The sequence below is a fragment of the Actinoplanes sichuanensis genome (assembly GCF_033097365.1).
Lineage (GTDB): Bacteria > Actinomycetota > Actinomycetes > Mycobacteriales > Micromonosporaceae > Actinoplanes > Actinoplanes sichuanensis.
This window is the reverse complement of sequence record NZ_AP028461.1, coordinates 3819742-3843246: the sequence shown is the minus strand read 5'-3', so window position 1 is coordinate 3843246 and position 23505 is coordinate 3819742. Positions and strand designations below refer to the sequence as shown.

At 71.5% G+C, this 23505-nt stretch carries 25 protein-coding genes; 14 read left to right on the top strand and 11 right to left on the bottom strand.

What is annotated here, in order from left to right; all coding sequences use genetic code 11:
* Positions 1–128: 128 nt before the first annotated feature.
* Positions 129–932, bottom strand: a complete 804-nt coding sequence (locus tag Q0Z83_RS17555; RefSeq protein WP_317795018.1) for an IclR family transcriptional regulator — start codon at positions 930–932, stop codon at positions 129–131.
* Positions 933–985: 53 nt separating this feature from the next.
* On the opposite strand from Q0Z83_RS17555, the gene Q0Z83_RS17550 reads away from it, so the two are divergent.
* Complete coding sequence (locus Q0Z83_RS17550; protein ID WP_317795017.1) at positions 986–2440, top strand: aldehyde dehydrogenase family protein; 1455 nt, start codon at positions 986–988, stop codon at positions 2438–2440.
* A 56-nt stretch (positions 2441–2496) separates the two neighbouring features.
* Here the strand turns inward: Q0Z83_RS17550 and Q0Z83_RS17545 are convergent, their stop codons facing one another.
* A complete protein-coding gene (locus Q0Z83_RS17545) occupies positions 2497–3255 on the bottom strand; it encodes a nuclear transport factor 2 family protein (RefSeq protein ID WP_317795016.1) in 759 nt (252 codons plus the stop codon).
* An 83-nt stretch (positions 3256–3338) separates the two neighbouring features.
* On the opposite strand from Q0Z83_RS17545, the gene Q0Z83_RS17540 reads away from it, so the two are divergent.
* The 5 genes from Q0Z83_RS17540 to Q0Z83_RS17520 all read left to right on the top strand — a co-directional run bounded on the left by Q0Z83_RS17540 (position 3339) and on the right by Q0Z83_RS17520 (position 7285).
* Complete coding sequence (locus tag Q0Z83_RS17540; RefSeq protein ID WP_317797090.1) at positions 3339–4175, top strand: helix-turn-helix domain-containing protein; 837 nt, start codon at positions 3339–3341, stop codon at positions 4173–4175.
* A 31-nt stretch (positions 4176–4206) separates the two neighbouring features.
* Positions 4207–4524, top strand: coding sequence for an NIPSNAP family protein (locus tag Q0Z83_RS17535; protein WP_317795015.1), 318 nt, complete (start codon positions 4207–4209; stop codon positions 4522–4524).
* Between the two features lie 255 nt (positions 4525–4779).
* Positions 4780–5889 (top strand): flagellar biosynthesis protein FlhF, encoded by a 1110-nt coding sequence (locus Q0Z83_RS17530; RefSeq protein ID WP_317795014.1) that lies wholly within the window; start codon positions 4780–4782, stop codon positions 5887–5889.
* A gap of 109 nt (positions 5890–5998) precedes the next feature.
* Positions 5999–6592: a response regulator transcription factor gene (locus tag Q0Z83_RS17525; RefSeq protein ID WP_317795013.1), complete on the top strand. Its 594-nt coding sequence runs from the start codon at positions 5999–6001 to the stop codon at positions 6590–6592.
* A gap of 135 nt (positions 6593–6727) precedes the next feature.
* Positions 6728–7285 (top strand): hypothetical protein, encoded by a 558-nt coding sequence (locus Q0Z83_RS17520; protein WP_317795012.1) that lies wholly within the window; start codon positions 6728–6730, stop codon positions 7283–7285.
* A gap of 53 nt (positions 7286–7338) precedes the next feature.
* Here Q0Z83_RS17520 and Q0Z83_RS17515 read toward each other — a convergent pair whose 3' ends face one another.
* On the bottom strand, positions 7339–8214 hold the full coding sequence (locus Q0Z83_RS17515; RefSeq protein WP_317795011.1) for a winged helix-turn-helix transcriptional regulator: 876 nt from the start codon (positions 8212–8214) through the stop codon (positions 7339–7341).
* A 25-nt stretch (positions 8215–8239) separates the two neighbouring features.
* On the opposite strand from Q0Z83_RS17515, the gene Q0Z83_RS17510 reads away from it, so the two are divergent.
* Positions 8240–9472 carry an MFS transporter gene (locus Q0Z83_RS17510; RefSeq protein ID WP_317795010.1) on the top strand — a complete coding sequence of 411 codons (1233 nt, stop codon included), beginning with the start codon at positions 8240–8242 and terminating at the stop codon, positions 9470–9472.
* Here the strand turns inward: Q0Z83_RS17510 and Q0Z83_RS17505 are convergent.
* Entirely contained in the window at positions 9400–10686 is a 1287-nt protein-coding gene (locus tag Q0Z83_RS17505) for a helix-turn-helix domain-containing protein (RefSeq protein WP_317795009.1), read from the bottom strand. The two genes, Q0Z83_RS17510 and Q0Z83_RS17505, sit on opposite strands and share 73 nt — an antisense overlap.
* Before the next feature lie 226 nt (positions 10687–10912).
* Here Q0Z83_RS17505 and Q0Z83_RS17500 point away from each other — a divergent pair, with 226 nt between their 5' ends.
* Entirely contained in the window at positions 10913–12019 is a 1107-nt protein-coding gene (locus Q0Z83_RS17500) for a transcriptional regulator (RefSeq protein WP_317795008.1), read from the top strand.
* Between the two features lie 6 nt (positions 12020–12025).
* Here Q0Z83_RS17500 and Q0Z83_RS17495 read toward each other — a convergent pair whose 3' ends face one another.
* Positions 12026–12523: a MarR family winged helix-turn-helix transcriptional regulator gene (locus Q0Z83_RS17495; RefSeq protein ID WP_317795007.1), complete on the bottom strand. Its 498-nt coding sequence runs from the start codon at positions 12521–12523 to the stop codon at positions 12026–12028.
* Between the two features lie 72 nt (positions 12524–12595).
* Here Q0Z83_RS17495 and Q0Z83_RS17490 point away from each other — a divergent pair, with 72 nt between their 5' ends.
* Entirely contained in the window at positions 12596–13234 is a 639-nt protein-coding gene (locus tag Q0Z83_RS17490; protein WP_317795006.1) for an NAD(P)-dependent oxidoreductase, read from the top strand.
* Positions 13235–13267: 33 nt separating this feature from the next.
* On the opposite strand, the gene Q0Z83_RS17485 is transcribed toward Q0Z83_RS17490, so the two are convergent.
* From Q0Z83_RS17485 to Q0Z83_RS17475, 3 genes are read right to left on the bottom strand one after another with little or no spacing between them, the layout of a single operon-like run.
* The gene (locus Q0Z83_RS17485; protein ID WP_317795005.1) at positions 13268–16132 is read right to left on the bottom strand and encodes an NACHT domain-containing protein; all 2865 of its coding nucleotides are present in this window, start codon (positions 16130–16132) and stop codon (positions 13268–13270) included.
* Positions 16133–16161: 29 nt separating this feature from the next.
* Positions 16162–16335, bottom strand: a complete 174-nt coding sequence (locus tag Q0Z83_RS17480; protein WP_317795004.1) for a hypothetical protein — start codon at positions 16333–16335, stop codon at positions 16162–16164.
* The gene (locus Q0Z83_RS17475; protein ID WP_317795003.1) at positions 16332–16784 is read right to left on the bottom strand and encodes an NADPH-dependent F420 reductase; all 453 of its coding nucleotides are present in this window, start codon (positions 16782–16784) and stop codon (positions 16332–16334) included. Before Q0Z83_RS17475 ends, Q0Z83_RS17480 begins: the two co-directional genes overlap by 4 nt.
* Between Q0Z83_RS17475 and Q0Z83_RS17470 the strand changes: the two genes are divergently transcribed.
* Genes Q0Z83_RS17470 through Q0Z83_RS17460 form a run of 3 tightly spaced genes read left to right on the top strand, consistent with a single transcriptional unit; the run spans position 16783 to position 18910 of the window.
* Positions 16783–17346, top strand: coding sequence for a TetR/AcrR family transcriptional regulator (locus Q0Z83_RS17470; RefSeq protein WP_317795002.1), 564 nt, complete (start codon positions 16783–16785; stop codon positions 17344–17346). The two genes, Q0Z83_RS17475 and Q0Z83_RS17470, sit on opposite strands and share 2 nt — an antisense overlap.
* Positions 17343–18074, top strand: coding sequence for an HAD-IA family hydrolase (locus tag Q0Z83_RS17465; RefSeq protein WP_317795001.1), 732 nt, complete (start codon positions 17343–17345; stop codon positions 18072–18074). The genes Q0Z83_RS17470 and Q0Z83_RS17465 overlap by 4 nt, the downstream gene beginning before the upstream one ends.
* Entirely contained in the window at positions 18071–18910 is an 840-nt protein-coding gene (locus Q0Z83_RS17460) for an ornithine cyclodeaminase family protein (RefSeq protein WP_317795000.1), read from the top strand. Before Q0Z83_RS17465 ends, Q0Z83_RS17460 begins: the two co-directional genes overlap by 4 nt.
* A gap of 24 nt (positions 18911–18934) precedes the next feature.
* Here the strand turns inward: Q0Z83_RS17460 and Q0Z83_RS17455 are convergent, their stop codons facing one another.
* Positions 18935–19345, bottom strand: coding sequence for a hypothetical protein (locus tag Q0Z83_RS17455; protein WP_317794999.1), 411 nt, complete (start codon positions 19343–19345; stop codon positions 18935–18937).
* Between the two features lie 47 nt (positions 19346–19392).
* On the opposite strand from Q0Z83_RS17455, the gene Q0Z83_RS17450 reads away from it, so the two are divergent.
* A complete protein-coding gene (locus Q0Z83_RS17450) occupies positions 19393–20013 on the top strand; it encodes a hypothetical protein (RefSeq protein WP_317794998.1) in 621 nt (206 codons plus the stop codon).
* Here Q0Z83_RS17450 and Q0Z83_RS17445 read toward each other — a convergent pair.
* A complete protein-coding gene (locus Q0Z83_RS17445) occupies positions 20004–20711 on the bottom strand; it encodes a hypothetical protein (RefSeq protein ID WP_317794997.1) in 708 nt (235 codons plus the stop codon). The genes Q0Z83_RS17450 and Q0Z83_RS17445 overlap by 10 nt on opposite strands.
* 42 nt (positions 20712–20753) lie before the next feature.
* Here Q0Z83_RS17445 and Q0Z83_RS17440 point away from each other — a divergent pair, with 42 nt between their 5' ends.
* Positions 20754–21647 (top strand): ADP-ribosylglycohydrolase family protein, encoded by an 894-nt coding sequence (locus Q0Z83_RS17440; RefSeq protein WP_317794996.1) that lies wholly within the window; start codon positions 20754–20756, stop codon positions 21645–21647.
* On the opposite strand, the gene Q0Z83_RS17435 is transcribed toward Q0Z83_RS17440, so the two are convergent.
* Positions 21635–23428 (bottom strand): ATP-binding protein, encoded by a 1794-nt coding sequence (locus tag Q0Z83_RS17435; RefSeq protein WP_317794995.1) that lies wholly within the window; start codon positions 23426–23428, stop codon positions 21635–21637. The genes Q0Z83_RS17440 and Q0Z83_RS17435 overlap by 13 nt on opposite strands.
* Between the last annotated feature and the right edge of the window lie 77 nt (positions 23429–23505).

Sequence of the window (23505 nt, the reverse complement as noted above, 5' to 3'; positions counted from 1 at the left end):
TCGCACTCCTTCAATGAGTGATCGGAGACCGCCGGGTCCGGTCGACAGGCGACCGGCCCGGCGTGCGACGAAACTAAGAGCCTGGTGTGACGCGGGCAACACTCCGTTCGACTGGCTGAAACAGTTTTTTAATTCTCCGAACGGTGGCCCAGCCGTTGCGAGATCTCCCGGGCGGTACGCCGCAGATGCGGCTCGATCTGCGCGGTCAGCGCCTCCAGCGAGTTCGGGGCGGCGCTCAGGTGCACCGCCACGTTCACCGCCGCGATCACCTCACCGGTGCGGTCCCGGATCGGAGCGGCGAACGACCGCAGCCCGGGGGCCAGTTCCTCGTCGTTCACCGCGATCCCGGTCTGGCGCACCTTGGCCAGCGCGACCATCAACTGCTCACGGTTGGTGATGGTGTTCGGCCCACGCCGGGCCATGTCCGAACGCTCCAGGATCTGCCGCAGCGCCTGCGGATCCCGGAACGCCAGGATCGCCTTGCCCAGCGACGTGCAGTACGCCGGCAGCCGCGACCCGACATGCAGGTTGAGATCGATCGCCAGAGTGTTACGGCGACCACTGCGCCGCCGGTCGACATAGACCACGTCCCGGCTCTCGCAGACCGCCATGCTGACCGTGAAGCCGGTCTCGTCGGCCAGGCTCTGCAGCAGCGGTGCCGCCACCCGGGTCAGGTCCATCGACTCGATCGCGGCGAACCCCAGGTCGGCGACCTTCGGCCCGAGGGAGTATTTCCTGGTGTCCGGGTCCTGCTGGAGATAACCGAGGTTGGCCAGCGTGGCGACGTACCGGTGGGCGGTGCTCTTGGTGACCCCGACGATCCGGGCCAGGTCGGCGATGCCGAGCACCGGCCGCCCACCGCCGAACGCGGACAGGATGGTCAGGCCTCTTTCGAGCGAGACAGAGAAGTCGCCGGACGCCGGTTGTGTCATGCGTTCAAGATACGCACGGTCTGTTCGATCTACTCGAACGATAGGGTGAGGGCATGCGAGACGTACTCCACTTCATCGACGGGACGTGGTCGAGGTCCGTCTCCGGCCGCACCTACGACAACCGTTCGCCCTGGTCAGGTGAGCTGATCGGACGAGTCGCGGCGGGCGACGAGGAGGACACCCGACGGGCCATCGACGCGGCCCACACCGCGTTCGCGCAGTGGTCGCAGGCCTCGCCCGCGCAGCGGCAGACCATCCTGCTGCGGGCCGCCGACATCCTCGACGGCAGTCGCGACAACGCTCTGGAGTCGCTGGCCCTGGAGACCGGCTGTGGTTCGCAGTTCGGCCGGATCCAGGTCGACTTCGCGGTCAACCTGCTACGCCAGGCCGCCCAGCTCGCCTACCGGCCGGTCGGTGAGCTGCTCGCCTCCGACATCCCCGGCACACAGGCGATGGCGATCCGCCGCCCGGTGGGCGTGGTCGGCGCCATCGCACCCTGGAACGCGTCACTCACCCTGAGCGGCCGCGCGATCATCGGCCCGATCGCCCTCGGCAACACGGTCGTGCTCAAGCCGTCCGAGGAGTCGCCCTTCACCGGCGGGGCGATCTGGGCCGAGATCCTGCTGGAGGCGGGGCTGCCCCGCGGGGTCCTCAACGTCGTCACACACGCGCCGGGCGAGGCCGGGGTGATCGCCGACGCGCTGCTCGACAGCCGACGGGTCAAGCGGATCAACTTCACCGGCTCGACCCCGACCGGGCGGCGGCTCGCCGAGAAGGCGGGCAGCCGCCTCAAGCGGGTGGTGCTGCAGCTCAGCGGGCAGAACCCGATGATCGTCGCCGAGGACGCCGACGTCGGCTACGCGGTCGAGGCCGCCACCTACGGCTCCTTTCTGCACCAGGGGCAGCTGTGCATGTGCGCCCGCCGGATCTACGTCGCCCGCCCGGTCGCCGACGAGTTCCTGACCAAATTCGCGGCCAAGGTGGCGACCCTGCCCACCGGCGACCCGACCGACCCGACGACGGTCGTCGGGCCGGTCATCAACGAGTGGGCGCTGGCCACCCTCGAACGGCGTGTCAAACAGGCCGTCGACGCCGGCGCCCGGGTGCTGGTCGGCGGCGAGGCGGCCCCGCCGTGCTACCCGGCGACGGTGCTCGTCGACGTTCCGCCGGACACCGAGTTGGCCGAGGGCGAGACGTTCGGACCGATCGTGACGGTCGAGATCGTCGAGTCGGCCGAGCAGGCGGTCGAGCTCGCCAACCGCTCCGACCTGGGCCTGGTCGCGTCGATCATCTCCCGCGACGTGCCCCGGGCGCTGCGGCTGGCGGCCCGACTGGAGGTCGGCATCGTGCACGTCAACGACCAGACCGTCAACGACGAGCCGCAGATGCCGTTCGGCGGTGTGAAGGACACCGGCTGGGGCCGCTTCGGCATCGGCGTCGCCGCCGAGGAGTTCACCGAGTTGCAGTGGCTCACCGCCCGCGACCAGGACCGGGCCTTCCCGTTCTGACGACCGGGCCTTCCTGTTCTCCGGGCCGGGCCCTGACGCCCGGACCGGCGCGATGATCAGAACAGGCCGTTGCCGTGCGGGAGGTCGGTCTTGATCTCCGGGGTGAGGTCCCAGTGTTCGACGATCTTGCCGTCGGCGACCCGGAACAGGTCGTAGAAGGCGGTCGGCGTCGGGCCGAAGCTGCCCTCCGACACGGTCAGCACGAAGTTCCCCTCCGCGACGACCCGGTGCAGCCGCGTGTAGACCATGGTGACGCCCTGTTCGGCGAGCGCGGCCAGGGCGGCGCCGAGACCGTCGAGCCCGTCACCGATGCCGACATTGTGCTGGTGGTACGTCTCCGTGCTCAGAAAATCGGTGATGGCGTCGACCTTGCCGCCCTGGAGGACGGTCTCGACGAACCCGGTGACCAGCGCCCGGTTCGCCTCGGTACGACCGAGATCGGTGACCTCGACCGGGCCGTCGGTCTGTGACCGGCCGGAGACCGTCTCGGTGACCACGGGGGAGAGGGCGTCCCAGTGTTCGGCCAGCCTGCCGTCCTCGACCCGGAAGATGTCGAACGCGACGAGGGGCGCCGGACCGAACCCGTGATAGGTGCCGTGCAGCGCGACCAGGTCACCGTCGGCCAGGACCCGGTGCTGTTCGTAGCGGAACCCGTCCGGCAGGCCGGCCACCAGACCGCGCAGCCCGTCGGGACCGTCGGTGGCCAGCGCACTGTGCTGACGGTAGGTGGGGGAGACCCACCGGTCGACGGCGGACGGGTCCTTCTCACCGAAGAGTTGCCCGACTGCGGTGAGGACGGTTTCCTTGGCGCTCATCATGTTTCCTTCGTTCGTGCTGTTCGGTTACGACCACCGTAGGAACGGAATCCGGCCTCGACCGGGTAGCGTGACGACTCGTGATGGTCAAAAACCGACAAGCGATCGCTGAGCTCGGGTTCGCGGCGCCGATCGGCACGCCGGGCGGGATCGAGGTCCTCGACCTGGCCCGGTTACGTGGACGGGCCTTCGGGACCCCACGGCGGCCGACCTTCCACCACCTGCTGTGCCTGCGCGCCGGCCGGCTCGAACACACCGTCGACTTCACCGTGCACACCCTCACGCCCGGCCGGTGGATGTGGGGCCGGCCCGGCCAGGTACAGCAGTGGGGCGACCTGACCGCCGCGGAGGGGACGCTGATCCTGTTCGAACCGGAGTTCCCCGACCCGGCCACGGCCGCTGCCGTGCGCCTCGACGATCCGTACGCCCCGGTCCTGCACGACCCGGACGACGGCGCCGCCCTCGCCGCGTCGGCGGCCCATCTGACCAGTGTCTTCACCGCGCCGGTGCGTACCACGATCGAGGTCCGGCAGGCCGTGCTCCGGCACCTGCTGGCCGTGCTGCTGCTCCAACTCGCGCCGCCCGCGGGAGGCCCGAGCGGCGGCGACACCTTCCTGCGCTTCCGCGACGCCGTCGAACGTGACTTCACCCGGACCCGCCGCCTGGAGGACTACGCCCACCGGCTCGGCTGGTCCGCCCGTACCCTGTCCCGCGCCACCCGGGCCGCCACCGGCGTCAACGCCAAGGACTTCATCGACCGCCGCCTGATCCTGGAGGCCAAACGACTGCTCGCCCACAGTGACCAGACGGCGGCCCAGATCGCGGCGCGGCTCGGCTTCAGCAGCGCCACCAACTTCAGCAAGTACTTCCACCAGCGCGCCGGGCTCACCCCGATCGCCTTCCGTGACACGCTGCGCTGATGCCTCCAGCCGCCGCCCCGGGAGCCGCCTCGTGATCACCTGCGTCGTGCACTACGTGATCGACCCGGCGAAGATCGCCGACTTCGAACGGTTCGCCCGCGAATGGATGCGCCTGGTCAACGCACACGGTGGCGTCCACCACGGCTACTTCCTGCCCGCCGAGGGCGCCAGCGACCGGGCCGAGGCCCTGTTCAGCTTCGACAGTCTGGCCGCCTATGAGCGCTATCGGGAGCGCTTCGGTGTGGACCCCGAGTTCGTGGCGGCCGATCGGATCCGCAACGAATCGGGCTGCGTGCTCCGCTGGGACCGCACCTTCATGCGCCCGCTGCTGCCGGAAGTCGATAGCTGACCCCGCCCACCACCGTCCGGGCGCCGACTCCAGGGGGAGTGGCGACCATCAGCCGCCGGTAAACAAGCCAACTAGCCTCCTAGGATGCCGTACGCGGGGTGACCGCCGGCACGGCCCGCCCGAACGGCACGGGCGGATCCGCGGGGTGACCGCCGGCGCGGCCTATGCGAACGGCACGGGCGAATCGGTGTTCGTCCGCAACGGATGGGTAGTTCACCATCGATGGTCTGCGATCCTTTCGGGCAGGAGGTGGGTATGCACAGGCGCGTCACCCACCTCCTGTTGATGATCGGATTCGCGATCGGCGCCTACCTCGCCCTGAGCGCCTTCGACCGCGCCGCCTGGGCTGACGGCGTCCTGCCGGCTCCGCCCGCACCGATCGGGAAGCCGGCCGTCGACGCCGGGAAAGTCGGCACCAGTACGGTTCCGCGCAAGGCGGTTCCTTCGAAGCCGGTCGTGCCCAAGGCCGAACAGGCGAGGTCGGACCAGCGCAGAGCCGCGTCCGCGAGACCGGTGGATCGCAAGCCCACGCTCTCCAAGATCGGCGACCGGAAGCGGCCGGTCCAGACCGCCGTCGTTCGTGACCTCTCGAACCCGCCGTCGGCGAAACCGGTCAGCCGGGCGGCCACATCCAGGGCGCCGTCGCGTGCCGTCTCTGCCTCGGCCAACCCACCCAAGGCTGCCGCCACACTCAACCGGACCCCCGAGGTCGGTACCGGCGCCCGGATCGCCGCCTCGGACCCGACCGCCGTGATCGATGCAGCCGTCCGGCCATCGTTGCCTCGGCGACTTCCCGCGCTGCCGCCGATGCCGGTCGTGGATGTGGTCGTCGATCTTCTGCCGGAGGCCGGGCAGCCCACGTTGCGTTCCACCATGGCTGTCGTGAACGCGGTCGTCGACCGGCTGCAGGCGATCCCGCAGTCGCCGACAGCGTCCGTGGGCTCGGTGAGCGGTCGGCTCCCGGCACCGGGCCTGATCGTCGACCGGTCGTCGGTCGATCGGCGACTGCCCCCGGCCGTCGTTGCACAGCCGCTGCCGGCAACCACCTGTCCAGCGGCGGCACCGGCAGGCGGATGGCCGGCCGACACCTCGGCGGGATCGTCGACTGCGGGCGTTCGCGCCGAGCGCACCGCCAACGTGCTGCGATCCGCGCCGGTCACACCGGAACCTCCCGTCGCGCCGACGGGCCCGGACGGCCAGTCGGCGGGTTGCGGCGGGCTACGCGACTCCGGCGGCGGTCACGTGCCGTCGACGGGTGACGTTCCGTCGTCCTGGTGGCCGGGGATCCCGGCTGCCGGAACCCTCGCCCCTGAGCAGGCGAGCACCACCGGGCGGTCCGTCCGGTACTGCAGTCCTCCCAGCTGATCACACGGTCCGGAATCGGGCCGGCGCCGGTGGATCGACCCGGTGCCGTGCCACCCGGCCGGCCTTCGACGTAGCGCCGGCATTCCCGACCCTGGCTGGGAGGCCTTTCGTGATCCGCATTCTGCTCGCTGAACCCGTCAACCTGCTGCGCGGCGCCCTGGCCGCGACCCTGTCCCTGGAAGAAGACCTCACGGTGGTCGCCGAACTGGACCGCCTCGACAAGGCACCGGGTATGGCCCGCGCGGTGCGGGCCGACGTGGCGGTCGTCGACATCGGCCTGAGCCCGGTCGCGGGCCTCGGCACGGACGAGGTTCGCTGCGGCACCCTGCTGCTGGCCGGTTCGGAAGCTCCGGCCACCCTGCATCGCGCGCTGGAAGACCCCCACGTCAGGGGCGTGATCAGCACCCAGGCGGCCCCGCACGAACTGGTCCAGGCCATCCGGCAGTTGGTGCGCGGCGAACGGGTCGTCGACCCTCGGCTGGCCGTCGCCATGGTCGCTGCCCGGCCCAGCCCGCTGTCCGCACGGGAGGCGGACGTGCTGCGGGTGGCGGGTTCCGGGGTGCCGTCCACCGAGGTCGCCGCGATGCTGCATCTGACCGCCGGGACCGTCCGTAACTACATGTCGGTGATCCTGCGCAAGACCGGCGCCCGCAATCGTCTGGAAGCCGTCCGGGTCGCGGAGAGCGCCGGGTGGCTGCAGTGAAACGTGACTCGTGTCAGGAATCCGCCCTGACTCTGCTCACGCTCAGCCGATGACACAACTCACTGGGGTGGGCCTGCTGCGGCATCGAGACTTATCGGGGTAACCACAACGGACAACCCGAAAGCGGGAGGAACGATGACACACCGGCAACGACTCTCCATGCTCGTCGCGATGGTGATCGCGGCGTTAGGGCTGGCCACCACGGGAGCCGGCACGGCCGCCGCGGCCGCACCGAAGACGCAGGCGGCCGCGGTCGCGGTGCCCAGCGCGCCGGTCACCGGCAGCTTCACCGACGCGTCCGGGGGCGCCGGCACCTTCGCCGGAACCTTCACCCCGACGAGCTTCGCGGACCAGGACGGCAGCCTGGTCGCGACCGGCACCCTGACCGGTACGCTCACCGACTCGGCCGGCAACGCGGTCGGCACCGTCGACCAGAGCATCACCACGCCCGCGGCGATCGCCCAGGCGACCTGCCGGATCCTGGACCTGACGCTCGGCCCGCTGCACCTGGACCTGCTCGGTCTGGTCGTGGACCTGAACCAGGTGCATCTGGTGATCAATGCGGTGTCGGCGCCGGGAAATCTGCTCGGCAACCTGCTCTGCGCGATCGCCGGCCTGCTGAACCCGCTGCCCAGCGCGGGCGCCCTCGCGGCGCTGCTCAACCTCCTGCTGGCCCTGCTCCGCGGCGCCTGACCGGCCCCCGAACGCGGTCGGCCGCACCTCCTGCCCGGGGTGCGGCCGACCGCTCAGTTGAGCTCTCGCACCAGGTGCAGCATCTCGGTCACCGAACCGGCCGGGTCGGTGACCGGGAACTGGACGGCGCGGATCGTCGCCGCCGGATCCAGCAGCAGGCTGACCCGTTTGAGCCGGTCGGTGCCGGCGGCCCGGAACGTGGGCAGCAGCAGTGCCGACGTGAGTCGCCCGTCGGTGTCGGAGAGCAGCGGAAACGGCAGCCTGGCGTGTGCGGCGAACGCGGCCAGTTGATCCGGGCGCTGGGTGCTGACCCCGTGGACGTGCGCTCCGGCCGCGGTGAAGTCGGCGGCGCGTCGGGCGTACGTCATGGACTCGAGCGTGCAGCCGGGCGCGCCCGGAATGTCGGACCACGACGGCGGCAGGCCCTGGGATCCGGGGACGAAGGCCCCGGGAAAGCAGTAGAGGACGGTCCAGAAGTCGGCGGCGACCGGCGGCACGGGCACACCGTCGTGGCGTGCCAGGGTGAGTGCGGGAAGTCGCCGACCGACCAGGGCATGGACCCGGCGGGCCTCGGCCGAGTCGGCGGAGGCCGTCGCGGTCAGCGAGCCGTCGCCGAGTACGTGCCGATCGCCCCAGTCCTGCAAAGCGATCAGCACCGGCAGCAGCCCTTCGCCCTTGGCGGTGAGCAGGTAGTCGTAGCGGGGTGGCCGGTCGGTGTAGCGGCGGCGTTTGAGGACACCGTGCTCGGTGAGCGCGGCCAGCCGCTCGGCCAGTGCGCGCCGGCTCATGCCGAGCCCGCGTTGCAGGCCGTCGAAGCGGGTCACCCCGCCGGCGATGTCGCGGACGATCAGGAAGGTCCACCAGTCGGTCAGGACGCCGAGGGACTGTGCGATGCCGCAGTCGGCGTCGGCGAGGTCGACTCTTCTCACACCCATCACTATAGTCAGTTCCACTATGAAACTTACTGCGTTCTGGCGCTGGTGGATCGCCGGCACGACCAGCCACCTCGGCTCCGCGGTCGGCGGGGTGGCGCTGCCACTGACCGCACTGGTCGTGCTCGAGGCCACGGCGTTCGAGATGGGCCTGATCACCGCGGCCGGCTACCTCGCGTACCTGCTGATCAGCCTCCCGGCCGGGGTGATCGTGCAGCGGGTCCCGCTGCGCGGCATGCAGGTCGCCCTCGACCTGATCCGCGGCCTGGCCATCGCCTCGGTCCCGATCGCCTGGTGGTTCGACGCGCTCACGGTGGCCCAACTGGTGGTGGTCGCGCTGGTGGTGAGCTTCGGCGACGTGCTGTTCGGCGTGGCCAACCAGACGTTCCTGCCGGAGATCGTGCCGCCCGAGCAGCTCCAGGCCCGCAACAGCCTCAATTCCGGTACGCACGCGGCCACCCAGCTCGGCGGGCCGTCGCTGGGCGGTCTCGCGGTGCAGCTGGTCGGTGCGGTGCCGACCCTGTTCGTCGACGCGGTCAGCTATCTGATCTCGGCGACCCTGCTGCGGACGCTTCCGGAGCGCCGGGTCGCCCAGCCGGCGCAGCGTCCGCCGATGGTCACCATGATCAAAGAGGGCTGGCGGTACGTGCTACGCCATCCGATCATCGGCCCGGCCATGTGGGACGCCACCGCCACCAACTTCGTGTGCGGCGCGATGCTCGCCCTGTTCCCGTTCTACCTGGTCCGTGAGCTGCACGCGTCGCCGCTGCTGGTCGGTGTGCTGCTGGCCGCCGACGGGCTGGGCACGCTGATCGGCGCCGCGCTGACCACCCGGTTCACCGACCGGGTCGGCACCGCCCGCGGCCTGATCATCGCGGCCCTCGTCGGGGTGGCCGGTGCGCTGATCATCCCGCTCGGCACCGGCGTCTCCGGCTATGTGGCGTTCGCGGTCGGCAACCTGATCTTCGCCGGGTCGACCGTGGTGCTCAGCGTGACCACGCGGACCTACCGGATGCTGGCCAGCCCGCCGGAGCTGCTGTCCCGGGTGATCGCCACGGTGAAGTTCGTGTCCTGGGGCGCCATCCCGCTCGGGGGCCTGCTCGCGGGCGTGCTGGCCGGGCCGCTCGGAGCCCGTACCACCTTGTTGATCTTCGGATCTCTGACCGTGTTGTCGCCGATCATCTACCTGTCCACGCCGATCCGCCGGATGCGCGACCTGCCGCTCGACCCCGCGCCGGAACCGGCCGTCGCCTGATCCTCGGCCGGGCCGGCGGTCGGCCGCCGCTGGGCGACCGCCACCCGGGCCAGCGGGATCATCGTCCGCAGCGCCGCGGCCCGGTGGGGTTCGACGTCGGCCAGCAGTTGCCGGCGGTGGTCGGGGCCGACCGCCGCGAGCAGGAACGCCGCCTCGGCCTGCGCGGTGGCGGACACGATCGCGGTGGCCGCCGTGCCGGGCAGCACGCCCAGCAACATGGCGGCGTGCTGCGGGTCGGCCTCGAAGAGGATCAGACCGGCGCGTTCGGGCGGGGTGCGGACCAGCAGTCCGGCGGCGCGTTCGGGGCGCAGACCGGCGAGCAGCCCGGCCGCGGCGTCGGGCGCGACCGAGGCGATCATCTTGGCCGCGCGGACCGGGTCGATGGTGTCCAGCACCGCCACCGCCCAGCTGTAGCTCGTGCTGTACAGCACCTCGATGGCCAACGCGGTGGGCAGCGCGGCCTCGGCCATCAGGCTGGTCTTCCACTCCGTCGGCATGCCGGTGACCAGCGTGAGGGCGGCGGCGCGGGGCATCTCGTACAACAGCCGGGCGGCGACCGCGACCGGCAGTGCCGCGAGGACCGCCTGACCGGCGGCCGGCGGCATCGACTGCAACTGGTCGGCCGCGACGACGCTCTCCTCGGCCTGCAGCAGCCGCGCGGCGGTGGCCGGTTCGATGGCGCCGAGACAGGCGAGCACCGTGTACGCCGGCATCGCGCGCAGGCAGTCGACGGCGGCCGCCGAGGTCATGGCGGTCAGATACCGGCCCGCTTCGGCGGCCGCGAGCGTGCCCAGATAGCTGGCCGCCACCGTGGTCGGCATGGCGGTGAGGATGGCGGCGGTGCCCGCGGTCGGTGCCGGTACGACCGCCGGAGCGGGGGCCACCGTCGGCTGCCGACGCACCCGCCGGTTGTCGGCGGCCCGCTGACGTGCCTCGGTCCACTGTGCGAGCTCGTCGTCGGGCAGCCCGCACGCGCGCGCGAACTCGTAGACCACCCGGGTGCCGGGCAGCGTCCGCCCGGAGAGCGCGTTGGAGATCGTGGTGAGCGGCACCCCGGTCCGCTCGGCGAGCACCCGCAGCGTCGGCGGATCGTCGGCCGGACCGGGCCGGGCCCGGCGGCGCAACCCGTTCAGGGCGGCGGCGAGCTCCGCGACGGTGTGCACCCCCTCTATCGGCGGCGGCTGTCCTGCGGGAGCGGCGTGAAGATCCGGCACGCATCCATCATGTTCCACGTCTTTCGGAGTTGTTCCAAGATTCAGCCGACCGGGTGACATCGATGATGCTCGGGAATGTCCGGGTGTGGTCCACTGGCCGCCCGCACAGATTGTGCGACCGTCAGGGGCGACGTCTCTGAGACGATTTCGATGAGTTTCACTCTGCCCGTCATGGACGTGGATCCATCGCTCCGGGCCCGGCAGGATGCGAAAGGCAGGACTGGGTGTGCGTGAGGAACTGCCCGCGGATGAGCGCGTCGAGTTCTGGCGCAGGCGCCGCGACCTGACGTCGAGCCACCGCTGCGACGACTACACCGAGGGCGAACCGCATGACAGCGTGCAGGAGATCGCCGCCGCGCTCCGGATCGACGTGCCGCTGCTGATGGGCCGCGACCCGCAGCCGCAACCCCTGGACGTCAGCGACCCGATCGGGGAGAACCTCGACCGGGTCCGTGAGTTCCTGGAACGCAGCGACGCGATGGGACCGGGCCCGGGCACCGCCGTGCCGTCACTCGCCGCGATCACCATGATGCTGCGCGACGCGTGGCAGGCGTACCGCCACGCCGAGTACGACACGCTGATGGCCGCCCTGCCCCGGCTGCTGCGCGGTGCCGCCGTCTCGGACCGCAGCCGTGTCGGCGGTCCGGAGGGTGCCGAGGCGTCCCGGCTGCTCAGCCAGGCGTACCAGGTGACCGCCGCGGCGCTGCGCAAGCTCGGCGAGTACCACCTGTCGTGGCTGACCGCCGACCGCGCGATCGAGGCGGCCGGCCGTGGCCGGGACCGACTGCTGGCCGCCACCGCCGCCCGGTTCGTCTCGGCGGCCCTGCTGGCGATCGGCCGGCCCGCTGCGGCCTTCAACCTGACCATGGCGGTGACCAGGGCATTCCCCGAGGGCGGTGGCCCCGACCCGGTGATCGGCGGTTCGCTGCTGCTGCAGAGCGCGGCCGCCGCCGCCCGGATGGGTGACACCGCCGCGACCCGGGGCCTGCTGTCGTCGGCCGGCGCTGTCGCCACCCGGCTCGGCTGCGACGCCGACCGCTACTGGACCCGATTCGGCCCGACCGCCGTCGAACTGTCCCGGGCCAGCGCCGCCGTCGACCTCGGCGACGGCGGGCAGGCGATCAGCGTCCACCACCGACTGCCGCCGTCGCGCCTCGACGACCTGCCCCGCGAACAGCACGCCGGCCACTATCTGACGCTGGCCCGGGCCTACCTGCAGGTCGGGGGGATCGGCCGGGCGGCGCGGGCGCTGGACACCAGCACCCGGATCGCCCCGGGCGAGGCCCACAGCCCCCTGCACCAGGCGATCCGCCTGCAGATCCGGACCGCCTGACGGTCGTCAGGCGTCCCCCCTGGCGGCCAGCCGCAGCCCCGGGTGGGCGCCCGGCGGCTGCCCGCTGTGCTCGGCGAGTATCTGCAGCATGGCCAGCAGCTGGGCACGCTCCTGCGGCCCGAGCGGGGCCAGGACCTCCGCCTCGTGCCGATCGGCGACCTCACGGGCCCGCGGCAGCAGCTCACGCGCGGCCGCCGTCAGGTGCAGCGCGTGCGCCCGCCGGTCGGCCGGGTGCCGACGACGCTCGACCAGGCCCCGCCGCTCCAGATCGTCGATCAAACCGACCATGACCTTCCGGTGTACGCCCACCGCATCGGCCAGCTGCTGCTGTGTGCCGCCCTCGACCCGGTCGAGGTGCATCAACAGCCCGAAGTGGTTGGGCGCGATGCCGAGCGGGGCCAGCCGGGCGCCGAACGTCTGCGCGACGTGGAAGCCGAGCTGCGAGAGCAGGAAGTTGGCCCGGTCGGCCAGGGGCCGGTTCGAGCCTGGTGCGAAGTCGGACACCCGAAGATTGTACGCCAGCGTAATTGTCGTCTACGGTAACAATCACCGAGACTCCCTACCTTGGAGGCGACGATGAGACTGACGGTTTTCGGCGCGACCGGCGGCATCGGCGGTCACGTCGTACGACAGGCCCTGGACCGCGGCTGCGAGGTCACCGCCGTCGTCCGCGACCCGGCCCGGCTGCCGATGACCCATCCGGCGCTGCGTGCGGTGACCGTGCCGGCCCTGGACGCGGCCGCCGACCTGGCCGCCGTCGTGCACGGCAGCGACGCGGTGCTGTCCGGGATCGGCCCCCGCGGCCGTCACGACGGTCCGGTCGCCTCCACCGCCACCCGCTCGATCCTGAAGGCGATGGAGTCCGCCGAGGTCCGCCGCCTCGTCGTCGTCAGCGCCGCACCGGTCGGGCCCGCCCCCGCCGGGGAGAGCCTGCTCAACCGGCGGGTTCTGCTGCCGGTCATCAGCGCCGTGCTCAAGGACGTCTACGCCGACCTGCGCGCCATGGAGGACCTGCTGGCCGACAGTGCCGCCGAGTGGACCGCCGTGCGCCCGCCGAGGCTGGTCGACAAGCCGCTGACCGGCCGATACCGCACCGCGGTGGGCGGCGGCGTCGCCCGCGGCACCACGATCGCCCGGGCCGACGTGGCCCACGCCATGCTCGCCGCGCTCGACGATCCCGCCACGGTCCGGCAGCCGCTGGGTGTCGCGTACTGATCCGGCGCGACGTCCGGATCCGTCGGTCGGCCCTCAATACGTCCGAGGTAGTCGTCGAACGGGGGCAGGGATGACCAGCGGCTGATCCCGGCCCGCGAAGTGGTCCTGCAACTCGGCATGCCGGAACTGGTAGACGCTGCCGACCGTACGGAGCAGGCCGAGACGATGGGCGTCGTCCAGGAATCCCATCAGGTCGGCGGGCAACCGACCGGAGGCCACGTGCCGGCGGATCATCACCGTGTTCGACCAGTACGAGCGTGGCTGCAGTCCCTCCACCAGGTAGATGAACCTGGCCACCACGGCGATCAGGAACAGCCCGATCAGCAGCGGGAGGATCACCACCAGGGAGTCGACCTCCGTCTGCGGTAGCGCGAGACGCCGGGGCAGGCGGAGGTCCCGGTACCGCCCGGCGAATTCCGCACCGACCACGACGTCGACGTCCGCCGTGAATCCCTGGAATCGACCGGTGACGCCCAGACGCATCCCGTCGTCACCGACGATCAGCCGATAGGCGGCGATGAACCCGGCGCAGACGACACCCCACCACAGCCAGTCGCGACGACTGCGGGTGAGTCGGCGCCGGCGAATCGTCGCCGCCCAGGCGATGACGACGGCCAGCACGACATACAGGCGTCCGTCCCACGACAGGTCGAACGTGGCGTGCCAGTTGTCCACCGCGAAACGCAGACCCGAGGTGCGCAGATCGCCGACGAACGTCAGACCCCGAATCGCCCGCCAGACGGCACCGGCCATCAACCCGAGCGCCGCACCGACCGCGGCGAGATGAAGCATCCGTGCGTAGTGGGCGGCGCGTTCGGTCCGCCACACCCCCAACTGATCGTCGGGTCGGGCCGGCGCCGCTTCCGGCAGCCACCTGGTCAGCGGACTCGTCACACCGAATACGACCGGAACGAATACGGCGTGCAACAGCGCGAACACGCCGGCGAACACGGCGGCCAGGACGAAGGAGACGATGAACGGACTCGTCCGCTCCATGTTGAGGTTCGCCAGGTAGAACAGCAGGCCGAGGGCGAAGAAGATCAGAGCCAGGGTGAGCGCGAGACGAACGACAGGGGCCGGACCCACCCGGAACCAGGGCCGCTTCAGCCCCGCCCCGGGCGCCCGGCCGACGCCGAGATACAGCAGCCCGGCCACACCGGCGGCGATCCCGGTGCACGCGCCGATCCGCACACCGTCCTCGGTTCCGGTCAGGGCGCAGGCGACCGCGCCCGCCGGGACGCCGATCAGGGGTACGTGAACGAGAGCGCGTGCCATCGCTGGCACCACCCACCCGGACACCGTACGGACCAGGAACCAGTCCCGGGTGAGCTTCTCCTCCCAGTCGGTGGAGTCCGCCGGCATCAGCGCGTAGGACAGCAGGCCGGCCACGATCGCGACGACCACGCTCGCGCAGATGATCCCCGGAACGCTCGCCTCGGCCCACAACGCCAGCGCATACGAGACGACGATCGCCGCAGCCCCGAACCATGCCCTGATGACGGTGAGATCCCGGCTGGCCGGTGTCCATGAGGTGGCTCCCAGGGCGGCACGTGCCGCGACGACGAACCTGGCGGTGGCCGGGATCCCGGCCGGGGTCGTGGACAACCGGATCACGTCCTCGACCCAGTCGAGATCCCTGGTCGCCCACCGGTCCAGGTTCTCGGCGATGAACCGCAGCCACCGTGCGGCGTCGACCGGGTCGTGTCGTCCCCGCGGCCGGAACAGGTCCTCCGGCCGGGCACTCGGCGTCCTGGCCTCGATCGCCGCGCCGACCAGGCGGTCGAGCAGATGGGATCGGAGCGTGGCCGCGTCCGGGAACCGGGCGCGGTCGAGCAGCGGGGCCGGGTCGGCCCGAGGCCCGATGTAGGCCATCCGCAACAGCCACAGGCCGAGCGGATTCGTCATCACCTCGGCCAGCGGACCGGCACCCGCCCGCAGTTCGGCCAGCACGGCGTTCCACGGGTCGGGCGGCCGCGGCGGCAGGCACCGTTCGAGGTAGACGGCGGCGGCCCGCGGGGAGAGCGGCTCCGGCTCGACGACCACGGCCGAGGACAGCACCCGACCCGCCGCGGTGACCGCCGCCTCGTACTCCTCGACGCGACTGGTCAGGATGACCTGGCTGTCCGAGATCATCGACTGATTGAGCGCGGCCAGGTTGGCCCGCTGGGTGTCGGTGTCCGACTCGTCGAGTCCGTCGAGGACCGGCAGGACATGGCCCTGCCGGACCATCGCGGCGACCGTCTCCGTGTCGTCGGCGAGGGCGGGGAGGTCATGCGCGACCCGTTCGGCGATCCACCGATCGAGGCTCTGCCGATCGGCCCGCCAACCGGCGAGGGAGAGCAGCACCGGCACGGGATCGTCCGGGTCGCGGGAGTCCAGTAGTTCGAGCAGGATCTGCATGGCCAGGGTGGTCTTTCCCGCGCCCGCCCCGCCGAGGATGACCAGTCTTCGGCGGCGCAGCTGCCGGAACTGCGCGACCAGATCCGTGACATCCGAACTGGACGCAACCGTGAGCACGCCCGGCGTCAGATTCGGTGCGATGTCCATCAGGTGGGTGCGCCCGGTGACCCGCCATTGGACCGGCATCGGATCGGGGTCGTCGAGGGCCCGCATCATCGACTCGGTCCGCCACTGCTCACGGACCAGCCGGGCCAACCGTTGGCGGGTCTCGGCGATCTCCGCGGTGGTCGGGGCGGCCGGCTTCCGCCGCGACTGCCACCAGGTGATCACCAGTGGTGCCATCGCCAACGGAATCGACACGAGCTGCGCGACGTTGGCCGCGGGTTCCAGGCCACCCCAGCGGAACACGGCCCCGAGCAGGAGGGCGCAGGCCGCGATCCCGCACCAGACCAGCACGGGCCGCCAGGCGACTCGCTGTTTCCTCCGCTTCTGCAGCACCGACAGTGGATATCACACCCTGTTGATCATCAGTGGACGGAGAGGAGTCTCGCGAGCGTCTCCGCCGATACCGGACGGCCGGGAGCGGCCAGTAGTCCGACCGGGTCGAGGTGGGCGTGCTGGGCCGGGGTGCCCGGGGCGTACCGGCGGCTCTCCGCGAGCGGGCCGACCTCGTACGCGTCGAAGCCGAGGGAGTCCGTCAACTCGGCGACCGCTCGGCGGGCGAGGGGGTCGTCGCCGGCGCCGGCAGGTGCCGGAAGTAGACCGTGCTGAACGCCTTGACCACCCGGGCGTCGGGCAGGTGGGTCTGGAGCAGCAGCGGGGCAGGAGTGTCGCCCGCGTCGATCTCGGGGACGTGCCCCTGGCGGGCGGGGTCGTAGTTCAGGGTGTCGACGACGATCCGACCGCGCAGCGGTGCGGCCGGAACCTGTCGATACGCCCGGACCGGGATGCTCACCACGATGATGTCGCCTGCCGTCGCGGCCTCGGCCGGGGTGGCTGCGCGGGCGTGCGGACCCAGCTCGGCGACCAGATCGAGCAGCGTCTCGGGGCCGCGGCTGTTGCTGAGCACGACGTCGTGACCGGCGCCGACGGCCAGCCGGGCCAGGGTGCCGCCGATGTTGCCGCTGCCGATGAAACCGATGGTGGTCATGGATGTCCCGCCTGATCCGGATAAGGTAAGGGGAGCCCGACGTAACTTCGACGCGCTGCTGGACGCCGCCCGGGTGGTGTTCGCCGCGGAGGGCGCCGGCGCCTCGCTGGAGGGCATCGCCCGGCGGGCCGGGGTCAACATCGCCACCCTGTACCGCAACTTCCCGACCCGGCAGCACCTGTTCGAAGCCGTCTACTCCGACGAGGTCGAGGCCCTCGCCCGGATGGCGGCCGACCTGGACGACCTCGCACCCTGGGACGCACTGGAGGCCTGGCTGCGGCAGTTCGTCAGCTACGCGACCACCAAGAAGGCCGTCTACGACGCCATCGCGCATCGCGAGGAGATGTTCGTGCGCGGCCGCGACATGATCCACGCGGCCGGCCGGCCGCTGCTCGAACGGGCCCAGCACGCCGGCACGGCCCGCGACGACGTCACCTTCGACGACGTGCTGTTCCTGGTCAACGGGGTCAGCGGGGCCAACTTCGTGCAGGACGCCCAGCGTGATCGGGTGCTCGCGATGGCCTTGGACGGCATCCGGCCGCGCCTACAGTTACCGGCATGACGATCGACCTGACCGGGTTCGCGGCGCTCAGTTTCGACTGCTACGGCACCCTGATCGACTGGGAGACCGGGATCGCCGCCGTGCTGGCGCCCTGGGCCCGCGAACAGGGGCTCGACATCAGCGACGAGGAGCTGCTGCTCGCGTATGCCGACCACGAGGCGGCGGCCGAACTGGTCACACCCGCGCCGCTCTATCCCGACGTGCTCGCCGAGGCGTTCCGGCGTACCGGCGCGGGTCTTGACCGTGAAGTCGGAGAAACGTGGGCCCGGCGCCTGGCGGAGTCGGTGCCGGACTGGCCGGCCTTCCCGGACTCGGCGGACGCGTTGGCCCGCCTCGCGAAGCACTACCGGCTGATCATCGTCTCCAACGTGCACCGGGACGGATTCGCCGGCAGCAACCGGCACCTGCGTGGGGATTTCGCGGCGATCATCACGGCCGAGGACGTCGGCGGCTACAAACCCGGCGACAAGCACTTCCGGGCCCTCGACGCCGCGCTGCCCGGCCTCGGTGTCGAGCGTGGACGGTTGCTGCACGTCGCGCAGAGCCTGTTCCACGATCACGTTCCGGCCAAGCGGGAAGGGCTGCCGTCGGTGTGGATCAACCGTCGACACGACCGACCCGGCTGGGGCGCCACCCCGGAACCCGGCGCGGACTTCAGCTACGACCTGGAATTCCCGTCGATGGGCGCCTTCGCGGACGCCGTCGACCGGGCGTTCGCCGACCGATGATCCCCTACCTTCCGGCCGCGGAGATCTTCGCCCGGCTGTCGCCCGCCGCGGCCGTCACCGCGATCGAGGACGCGCTACGGGGCGGGCTGGACACGTCGGCCGGGGTGGCCCGCAGCGGTGTGCCGCTACGCCACGGCTCGATGCTGATGATGCCCGCCGAGTCCGGTTCGCACGCCGGGGTCAAACTCGTCACCATCGCCCCCGGGAACGCCGAGCGGGGGCTGCCCCGGATCAACGCGATCTATGTGGTCTTCGACGCGGTCACCCTGCAACCCGTGGCACTGCTCGACGGCACCGCGCTGACCACTCTTCGTACTCCGGCGGTGTCGTTCGCGGCGGTCCGCCGGTTCCTGCCCGCCGCCCCGCACGTCGTCGTGTTCGGGGACGGACCACAGGGCCGGGGGCACGTCGACACACTCGAAGACCTCTGCGCACCGGCCTCGGTCACGGTCGTCACCCGTACCCGTGGAAGGGCTTTCGATCCCGCCCTGCGCCGCGCCGACCTGGTCGTCTGCGCCACCACGGCACGGGAGCCGCTGTTCGACTCGGGCCTGCTCGGTGACCACACGGTCGTCGTCGCGGTCGGCTCACACGAACCGGACGCCCGTGAGGTCGACGCGGCGTTCTGCGCCCGCGCGACCGTGATCGTCGAAGACCGGGCGACCGCGCTGCGTGAGGCCGGCGACATCGTGCTGGCCGTCGCCGACGGTGCCCTCACCCCGGACCGGCTGCTCACCATCGGCGACCCGACGAACCCGCACGGCCCGATCCTGTTCAAGGGGACCGGCATGTCCTGGCAGGACCTCGTCGTCGCCGAGGCGATCCTGGCCGCCTAGAGCCGCCTCGAATCCCCACCCTGCTCAGCCGGTGAGATCCTCGTGGGTCGCGGCCTCCCGCGAATCCCGCCGCACCAGCAGGATGTACTCGACGATCAGGGTGACGACCGTCAGCACCACCGCCACGGCGAGCCCGAGCTGCGCGTTCCGACCCCACCAGACGAGGACGTCCGACGGGGCGTCGACATCGGCCGCCCACCGCTGCACCCGACTCCCGGTACAGGACGAGCCGGAACACGAACTGCCGGCCCCGGAGAAGGCGCCGATCACGGCGAGAACCAGGCCGGCGACGCAACCGGTCGGCGCGAGCAGCGCGAACCACAGCCGGAACCGTCGCGTCCCGCGCCACCACGACCGCACCCAGACCACCACGAGCAGAACCGGCAGGACGAGGTCGCTCAAATTCACGTTCGTGCCGTCCCCTTCGTCGGTCACCGGAAGTCTGCGCCGCCACGATAGCCATGCGTCGCTATCGTCGCGGCATGCGCGTGATCGAGATGAGCTCCGAGCCGGCCGTCGCCGGTGACCGCAACACCGTGGGTGGCCGGCCGATCCTGCAGTCCGAGGAGGACTGGCCGGACTGCACCTGCGGGCGGCGGATGGCACTGTTCTTCCAGATCGACATCCCCGGTGGCGAACACCTGCTGGTCTTCCAGTGCCCGGTCCACAACGAAGCCGCCTTCGGTCCCCGGCAGCTGCCCGAACGCTACTGGCAGACCCCGGTCGGCGGCAACGAACACGCGTTCTGGCGGATCCTGCTGCACCGCGGTGACGTCGTGGCCGCCACCCCGGACGAGACCCTGCAACCGCTGCGCCTCACGCTGCGCGACGCCGGGCCGGACGACGAGTGGGAGTTCCGGGTCGGCGGCGAACCGGCCTGGATCCAGGGCGCCGAACACCACACCTGCGCGTGCGGCGCCGAACTGGAGTTCCTGGCGCAGATCCCGGAGAACTTCGGCTTCCCGAAACGGGCCGAGGCACCACGGCAGATCGACACCTTCGACTCCAGCGCGTACGGCCTGTTCCTCGGCAACATGGTCTACCTGCTGGTGTGCCCCCGCCGCTGTGACCCGGCCGCCGCCTGGCCGGTCAATCAGAACTGAGGCGTCGTCCACTCGATCGACGCCAGCCCGGCGATGACCAGGGCGAGCCGCTCGGTCTCCGTCCAGTCGTGCCGGGCCTCCTGCAGCAGGGTCGGCAGGGCGTACAGCGGCGCGGTCATGTCGACGATCAGCTCCGGGTCGAAGGTCGGCTCGTGGTCGCCGAGCCGCTCCCGATACGCGTCGGAGGCCAGCGACAGCACCTGGTTGTCGATGTCGCCGAAGGCCAACAGCCGGTCGGTGATGGCGTCGACCAGCGGCACCCCGGCGATGATCTCCAAGGTGTCGAGGTCACCGGCCAGCACCGCCTCAGCCAGCGTGTACGAGTGTTCCAGCCCGTCGAGCAGCCACTGGTCGGACCACATCTGCTCCCACGTCTCGGCGCACGGACCCCGCTCACCGGTCGGCGCCTCGAACAGGTCACCCAGCGAACCCGGCTCCCGATCGGAACCGGACAACGCCGCGCCGCGCCGGGCCCGTTCCCGATTCGTCTCCGGCACCTCGGCGTCGGCGGCCGGAGCGTCGAGCGCGTCGTACAGATAGGTCAGGAGGTTGACCCGCGCATAATCGGCGGCGAACCGCAACGCCGCAGCCGTCGTCTCCGGCGCGACGAACCCGCTGCGCCGGGCCAGGACGGCATCGATCCTCGCCCGCCTGGCGGCGACGGCTTCCTGGTTCACGGCACGGTTGAGGCTCGACATCCCCGAACAATAGCCGCTACAACCGTCGGGGATCATGGTCGGATGGTGAACCGGACGGCAGCGACATCGTCGATGCGCGGGCTCGCGCTGGGCGACGCCTTCGGCGAGACGTGGTTCTTCCACGCCGCCGACGTGCTCGACCAGGCACTGGCCGAGCGCAGGCTCCCACCCGGCCCGTGGCCGTGGACCGACGACACCGCCATGGCCCTCTCGATCATGCAGACCCTCCTGCGGTACGGCCACATCGACCAGGACGCGCTGGCCACGGCCTTCGCCCAGTCGTACGAGCAGGATCCGAACCGGTCCTACGGCCCGTCGATGCACCGGGTGCTGCGCGCGATCGGTGCCGGTGAGGACTGGGCGACCGTCACGCGTGCCTCGTTCGACGGCATGGGCTCGTGGGGCAACGGCGCCGCGATGCGGGTCGCCCCGCTCGGTGCCTGGTTCGCCGACGACCTGGACACCGTCGTCACCGAGGCGGCCCGCTCGGCGGAGGTCACCCACGCACACCCGGAGGCCGTCGCCGGAGCCGTGGCGGTGGCCGTCGCGGCCGCCCTCAGCGTCACCGGCGTCCCGGGCGGTGAACTCCTCGAGGAGGTCCTCGCCCGCACACCCGACAGCGAGGTCGCCTCCCGGTTGCGTCGGGCCGCGCGGCTCCCGCCCACCGCCGATCCCCGGCACGTCGCCGGCATGATCGGTTGCGGTCGGGAGATCTCCGCGCCGGACACCGTGCCCTATGCGATCTGGTGCGCCGCGGCCGGCCTCGACGATCTGACCGCGGCCCTCTGGACGACCGCCCTGCCCGGCGGTGACATCGACACCACCTGTGCCATCGTCGGCGGCATCGTCGCCGCCCGCACCGGCCTGGCCGGCGTGCCGACCGACTGGCTGGACGCCTGCGAACCACTGCCGGGGTGGGCCGATCAGGCGGACTGATCGTGCAGCGTGCGGGCGGCGTCCTGCAGGGCGGCGTGTACCGCGGTGAGCAGCCGACCGGGGGAGAACGGCTTGGCCAGGCACGCTCCGCCCGGTGTCCCCTCGGGGTAGCCGGTGCAGTACAGCACCGGTAGCCCGGGATCGGTCCGGTGCAGGATCTCGACCAGCCGGGGACCGGACATCTCCGGCATGACCACGTCGGTGACCAGTAGATCGCAGCGGTCCTGGGCGTGCGCCGCCACCGCCGCCGCCGCGCCGGGCGCCGACCGCACCCGGTAGCCGCCGCCGGCCAGGATCCGCGCGATACTCGACCCCAGGACCGGATCGTCCTCGACGACGAGCACGCTCTGGCCACCGCCGCGCGGCGCCTGCACGGTGTCCGGCTCCTGGTCCGGACGTGCGAAGAAGTCACCAGTGCGGCGCAGGTAGATGCGGAACGTCGTACCGATGCCCGGTTTGGAGACGACGCTCACGCCGCCGCCCGCGGCGGTGACCAGATCGCGGACCGTCGCCAGGCCGAGGCCGGTGCCCTGGCCCTTCGGTTTGGTGGTGAAGAACGGGTCGAAGATCCGCGCGACCGTCTCCGGCGGCATCCCGGTGCCGGTGTCACTGACCAGCAGCTCCAGGTAGCGGCCCGGTTTGAGACCGGCGCGGCCGTCGGCGACGTCGACCCCGGTCGCCGCGATCACCACGGTGCCGCCACCCGGCATCGCATCGCGGGCGTTCACCGCCAGGTTCACGATGATCTGCTGCAACTGCCCGGCGTCGCCGTGCAGAAGAACCGGATCCGGCGACGGTACGACCGTCAGCACGACGTGTTCACCGAGGGTCCGGGCGAGCAGCGCGTGGGATTCGGCGAGCACCGTGTTGGCGTCGAACACCGCGAACCGGACCTCGTCCTGCCTGATGAACCCGAGCAGCTGCCCGGTCAGACCGGCCGCCCGCTCCGCCGCCGTCCGGATGTGGCCCAGGTCGTCGAGGGTCTCGTCGCGGGCCTGCTCGGCGACGAACTCGGTGTAGTTCAGGATGATCCCGAGGATGTTGTTGAAGTCGTGCGCGATCCCACCGGCCAGCCGGCCCAGACAGGCCAGTCGCTGCGCCTGCCGGGTCCGTTCGGCTTCGGCCCGGCGCCGTGCCTCGGCGAGCAGCGCCCCGGCCGCGGCCAGCGCGACCGCGATGACGCTCAGCACCAGGATGTAGCGGCGCGTCGACCGGCCGACCCCGTCCAGACCGGCGAAGTGCGCGTCCATGGCCGTGGTCGCCAGCGCCACCGAGGTGTCGCACGCCTGCGCGATCACGCTGTACGACTCGACCGACCGGCCCAGCACCAGCTCGGACGCCGCCGCACGATCCGCCGGGCGGCCGGTCCGATACAGCCGCACCGCGGACCGGTCGACCGTCAGGAACTCGTCGAACGCCGACCGGATCCGGTGCACGGCCGTCTGGATCTCCGGCGACGCCGGCAGCCGCTCCAACGCGGTCAGATCACCGTCGAACCGGGCCGCCGCCGCGACGAACTGCGCCCGGCTCACCTCGGTCCCGGCGTCGGCGCGCTCAATATCCAACGCGTAGGCGTTCTGCCACCCGTTGAGATCCGCCGACCGGTATTTCACCTGCTGCACGGCCTGGGCGAGTTGCTGGGCCCGCCGCGCCTCACCGGCCATCCGCTCCTGCCGCGCCGACACCGAGAAGCCGAGCACGACCATGGTGACCAGCACGGCCACGATCGCCGCGTTGATCACCAGCCGCTTGCCGCCCCAGTGGGCCCGCGGCCATGGCATCCGCACGCACCCCGTCTCCGCGCCACACGCCGCCCCGTGCCACGGATTCTCCCAGCAATCCCCGCCCGCTTGCGGCC

Bases quoted from the DNA above. Each gene is read 5' to 3' on its own strand.
- Q0Z83_RS17520 (WP_317795012.1), top strand. From the start codon at position 6,728: ATGACACACCGGCAACGACTCTCCATGCTCGTCGCGATGGTGATCGCG.
- Q0Z83_RS17475 (WP_317795003.1), bottom strand. From the start codon at position 16,784: ATGACCACCATCGGTTTCATCGGCAGCGGCAACATCGGCGGCACCCTG.
- Q0Z83_RS17540 (WP_317797090.1), top strand. From the start codon at position 3,339: ATGGTCAAAAACCGACAAGCGATCGCTGAGCTCGGGTTCGCGGCGCCG.
- Q0Z83_RS17490 (WP_317795006.1), top strand. From the start codon at position 12,596: ATGAGACTGACGGTTTTCGGCGCGACCGGCGGCATCGGCGGTCACGTC.
- Q0Z83_RS17545 (WP_317795016.1), bottom strand. From the start codon at position 3,255: ATGAGCGCCAAGGAAACCGTCCTCACCGCAGTCGGGCAACTCTTCGGT.
- Q0Z83_RS17510 (WP_317795010.1), top strand. From the start codon at position 8,240: ATGAAACTTACTGCGTTCTGGCGCTGGTGGATCGCCGGCACGACCAGC.
- Q0Z83_RS17550 (WP_317795017.1), top strand. From the start codon at position 986: ATGCGAGACGTACTCCACTTCATCGACGGGACGTGGTCGAGGTCCGTC.
- Q0Z83_RS17555 (WP_317795018.1), bottom strand. From the start codon at position 932: ATGACACAACCGGCGTCCGGCGACTTCTCTGTCTCGCTCGAAAGAGGC.
- Q0Z83_RS17530 (WP_317795014.1), top strand. From the start codon at position 4,780: ATGCACAGGCGCGTCACCCACCTCCTGTTGATGATCGGATTCGCGATC.
- Q0Z83_RS17445 (WP_317794997.1), bottom strand. From the start codon at position 20,711: ATGTCGAGCCTCAACCGTGCCGTGAACCAGGAAGCCGTCGCCGCCAGG.
- Q0Z83_RS17435 (WP_317794995.1), bottom strand. From the start codon at position 23,428: ATGCCATGGCCGCGGGCCCACTGGGGCGGCAAGCGGCTGGTGATCAAC.
- Q0Z83_RS17465 (WP_317795001.1), top strand. From the start codon at position 17,343: ATGACGATCGACCTGACCGGGTTCGCGGCGCTCAGTTTCGACTGCTAC.
- Q0Z83_RS17450 (WP_317794998.1), top strand. From the start codon at position 19,393: ATGCGCGTGATCGAGATGAGCTCCGAGCCGGCCGTCGCCGGTGACCGC.
- Q0Z83_RS17440 (WP_317794996.1), top strand. From the start codon at position 20,754: ATGGTGAACCGGACGGCAGCGACATCGTCGATGCGCGGGCTCGCGCTG.
- Q0Z83_RS17460 (WP_317795000.1), top strand. From the start codon at position 18,071: ATGATCCCCTACCTTCCGGCCGCGGAGATCTTCGCCCGGCTGTCGCCC.
- Q0Z83_RS17470 (WP_317795002.1), top strand. From the start codon at position 16,783: ATGGATGTCCCGCCTGATCCGGATAAGGTAAGGGGAGCCCGACGTAAC.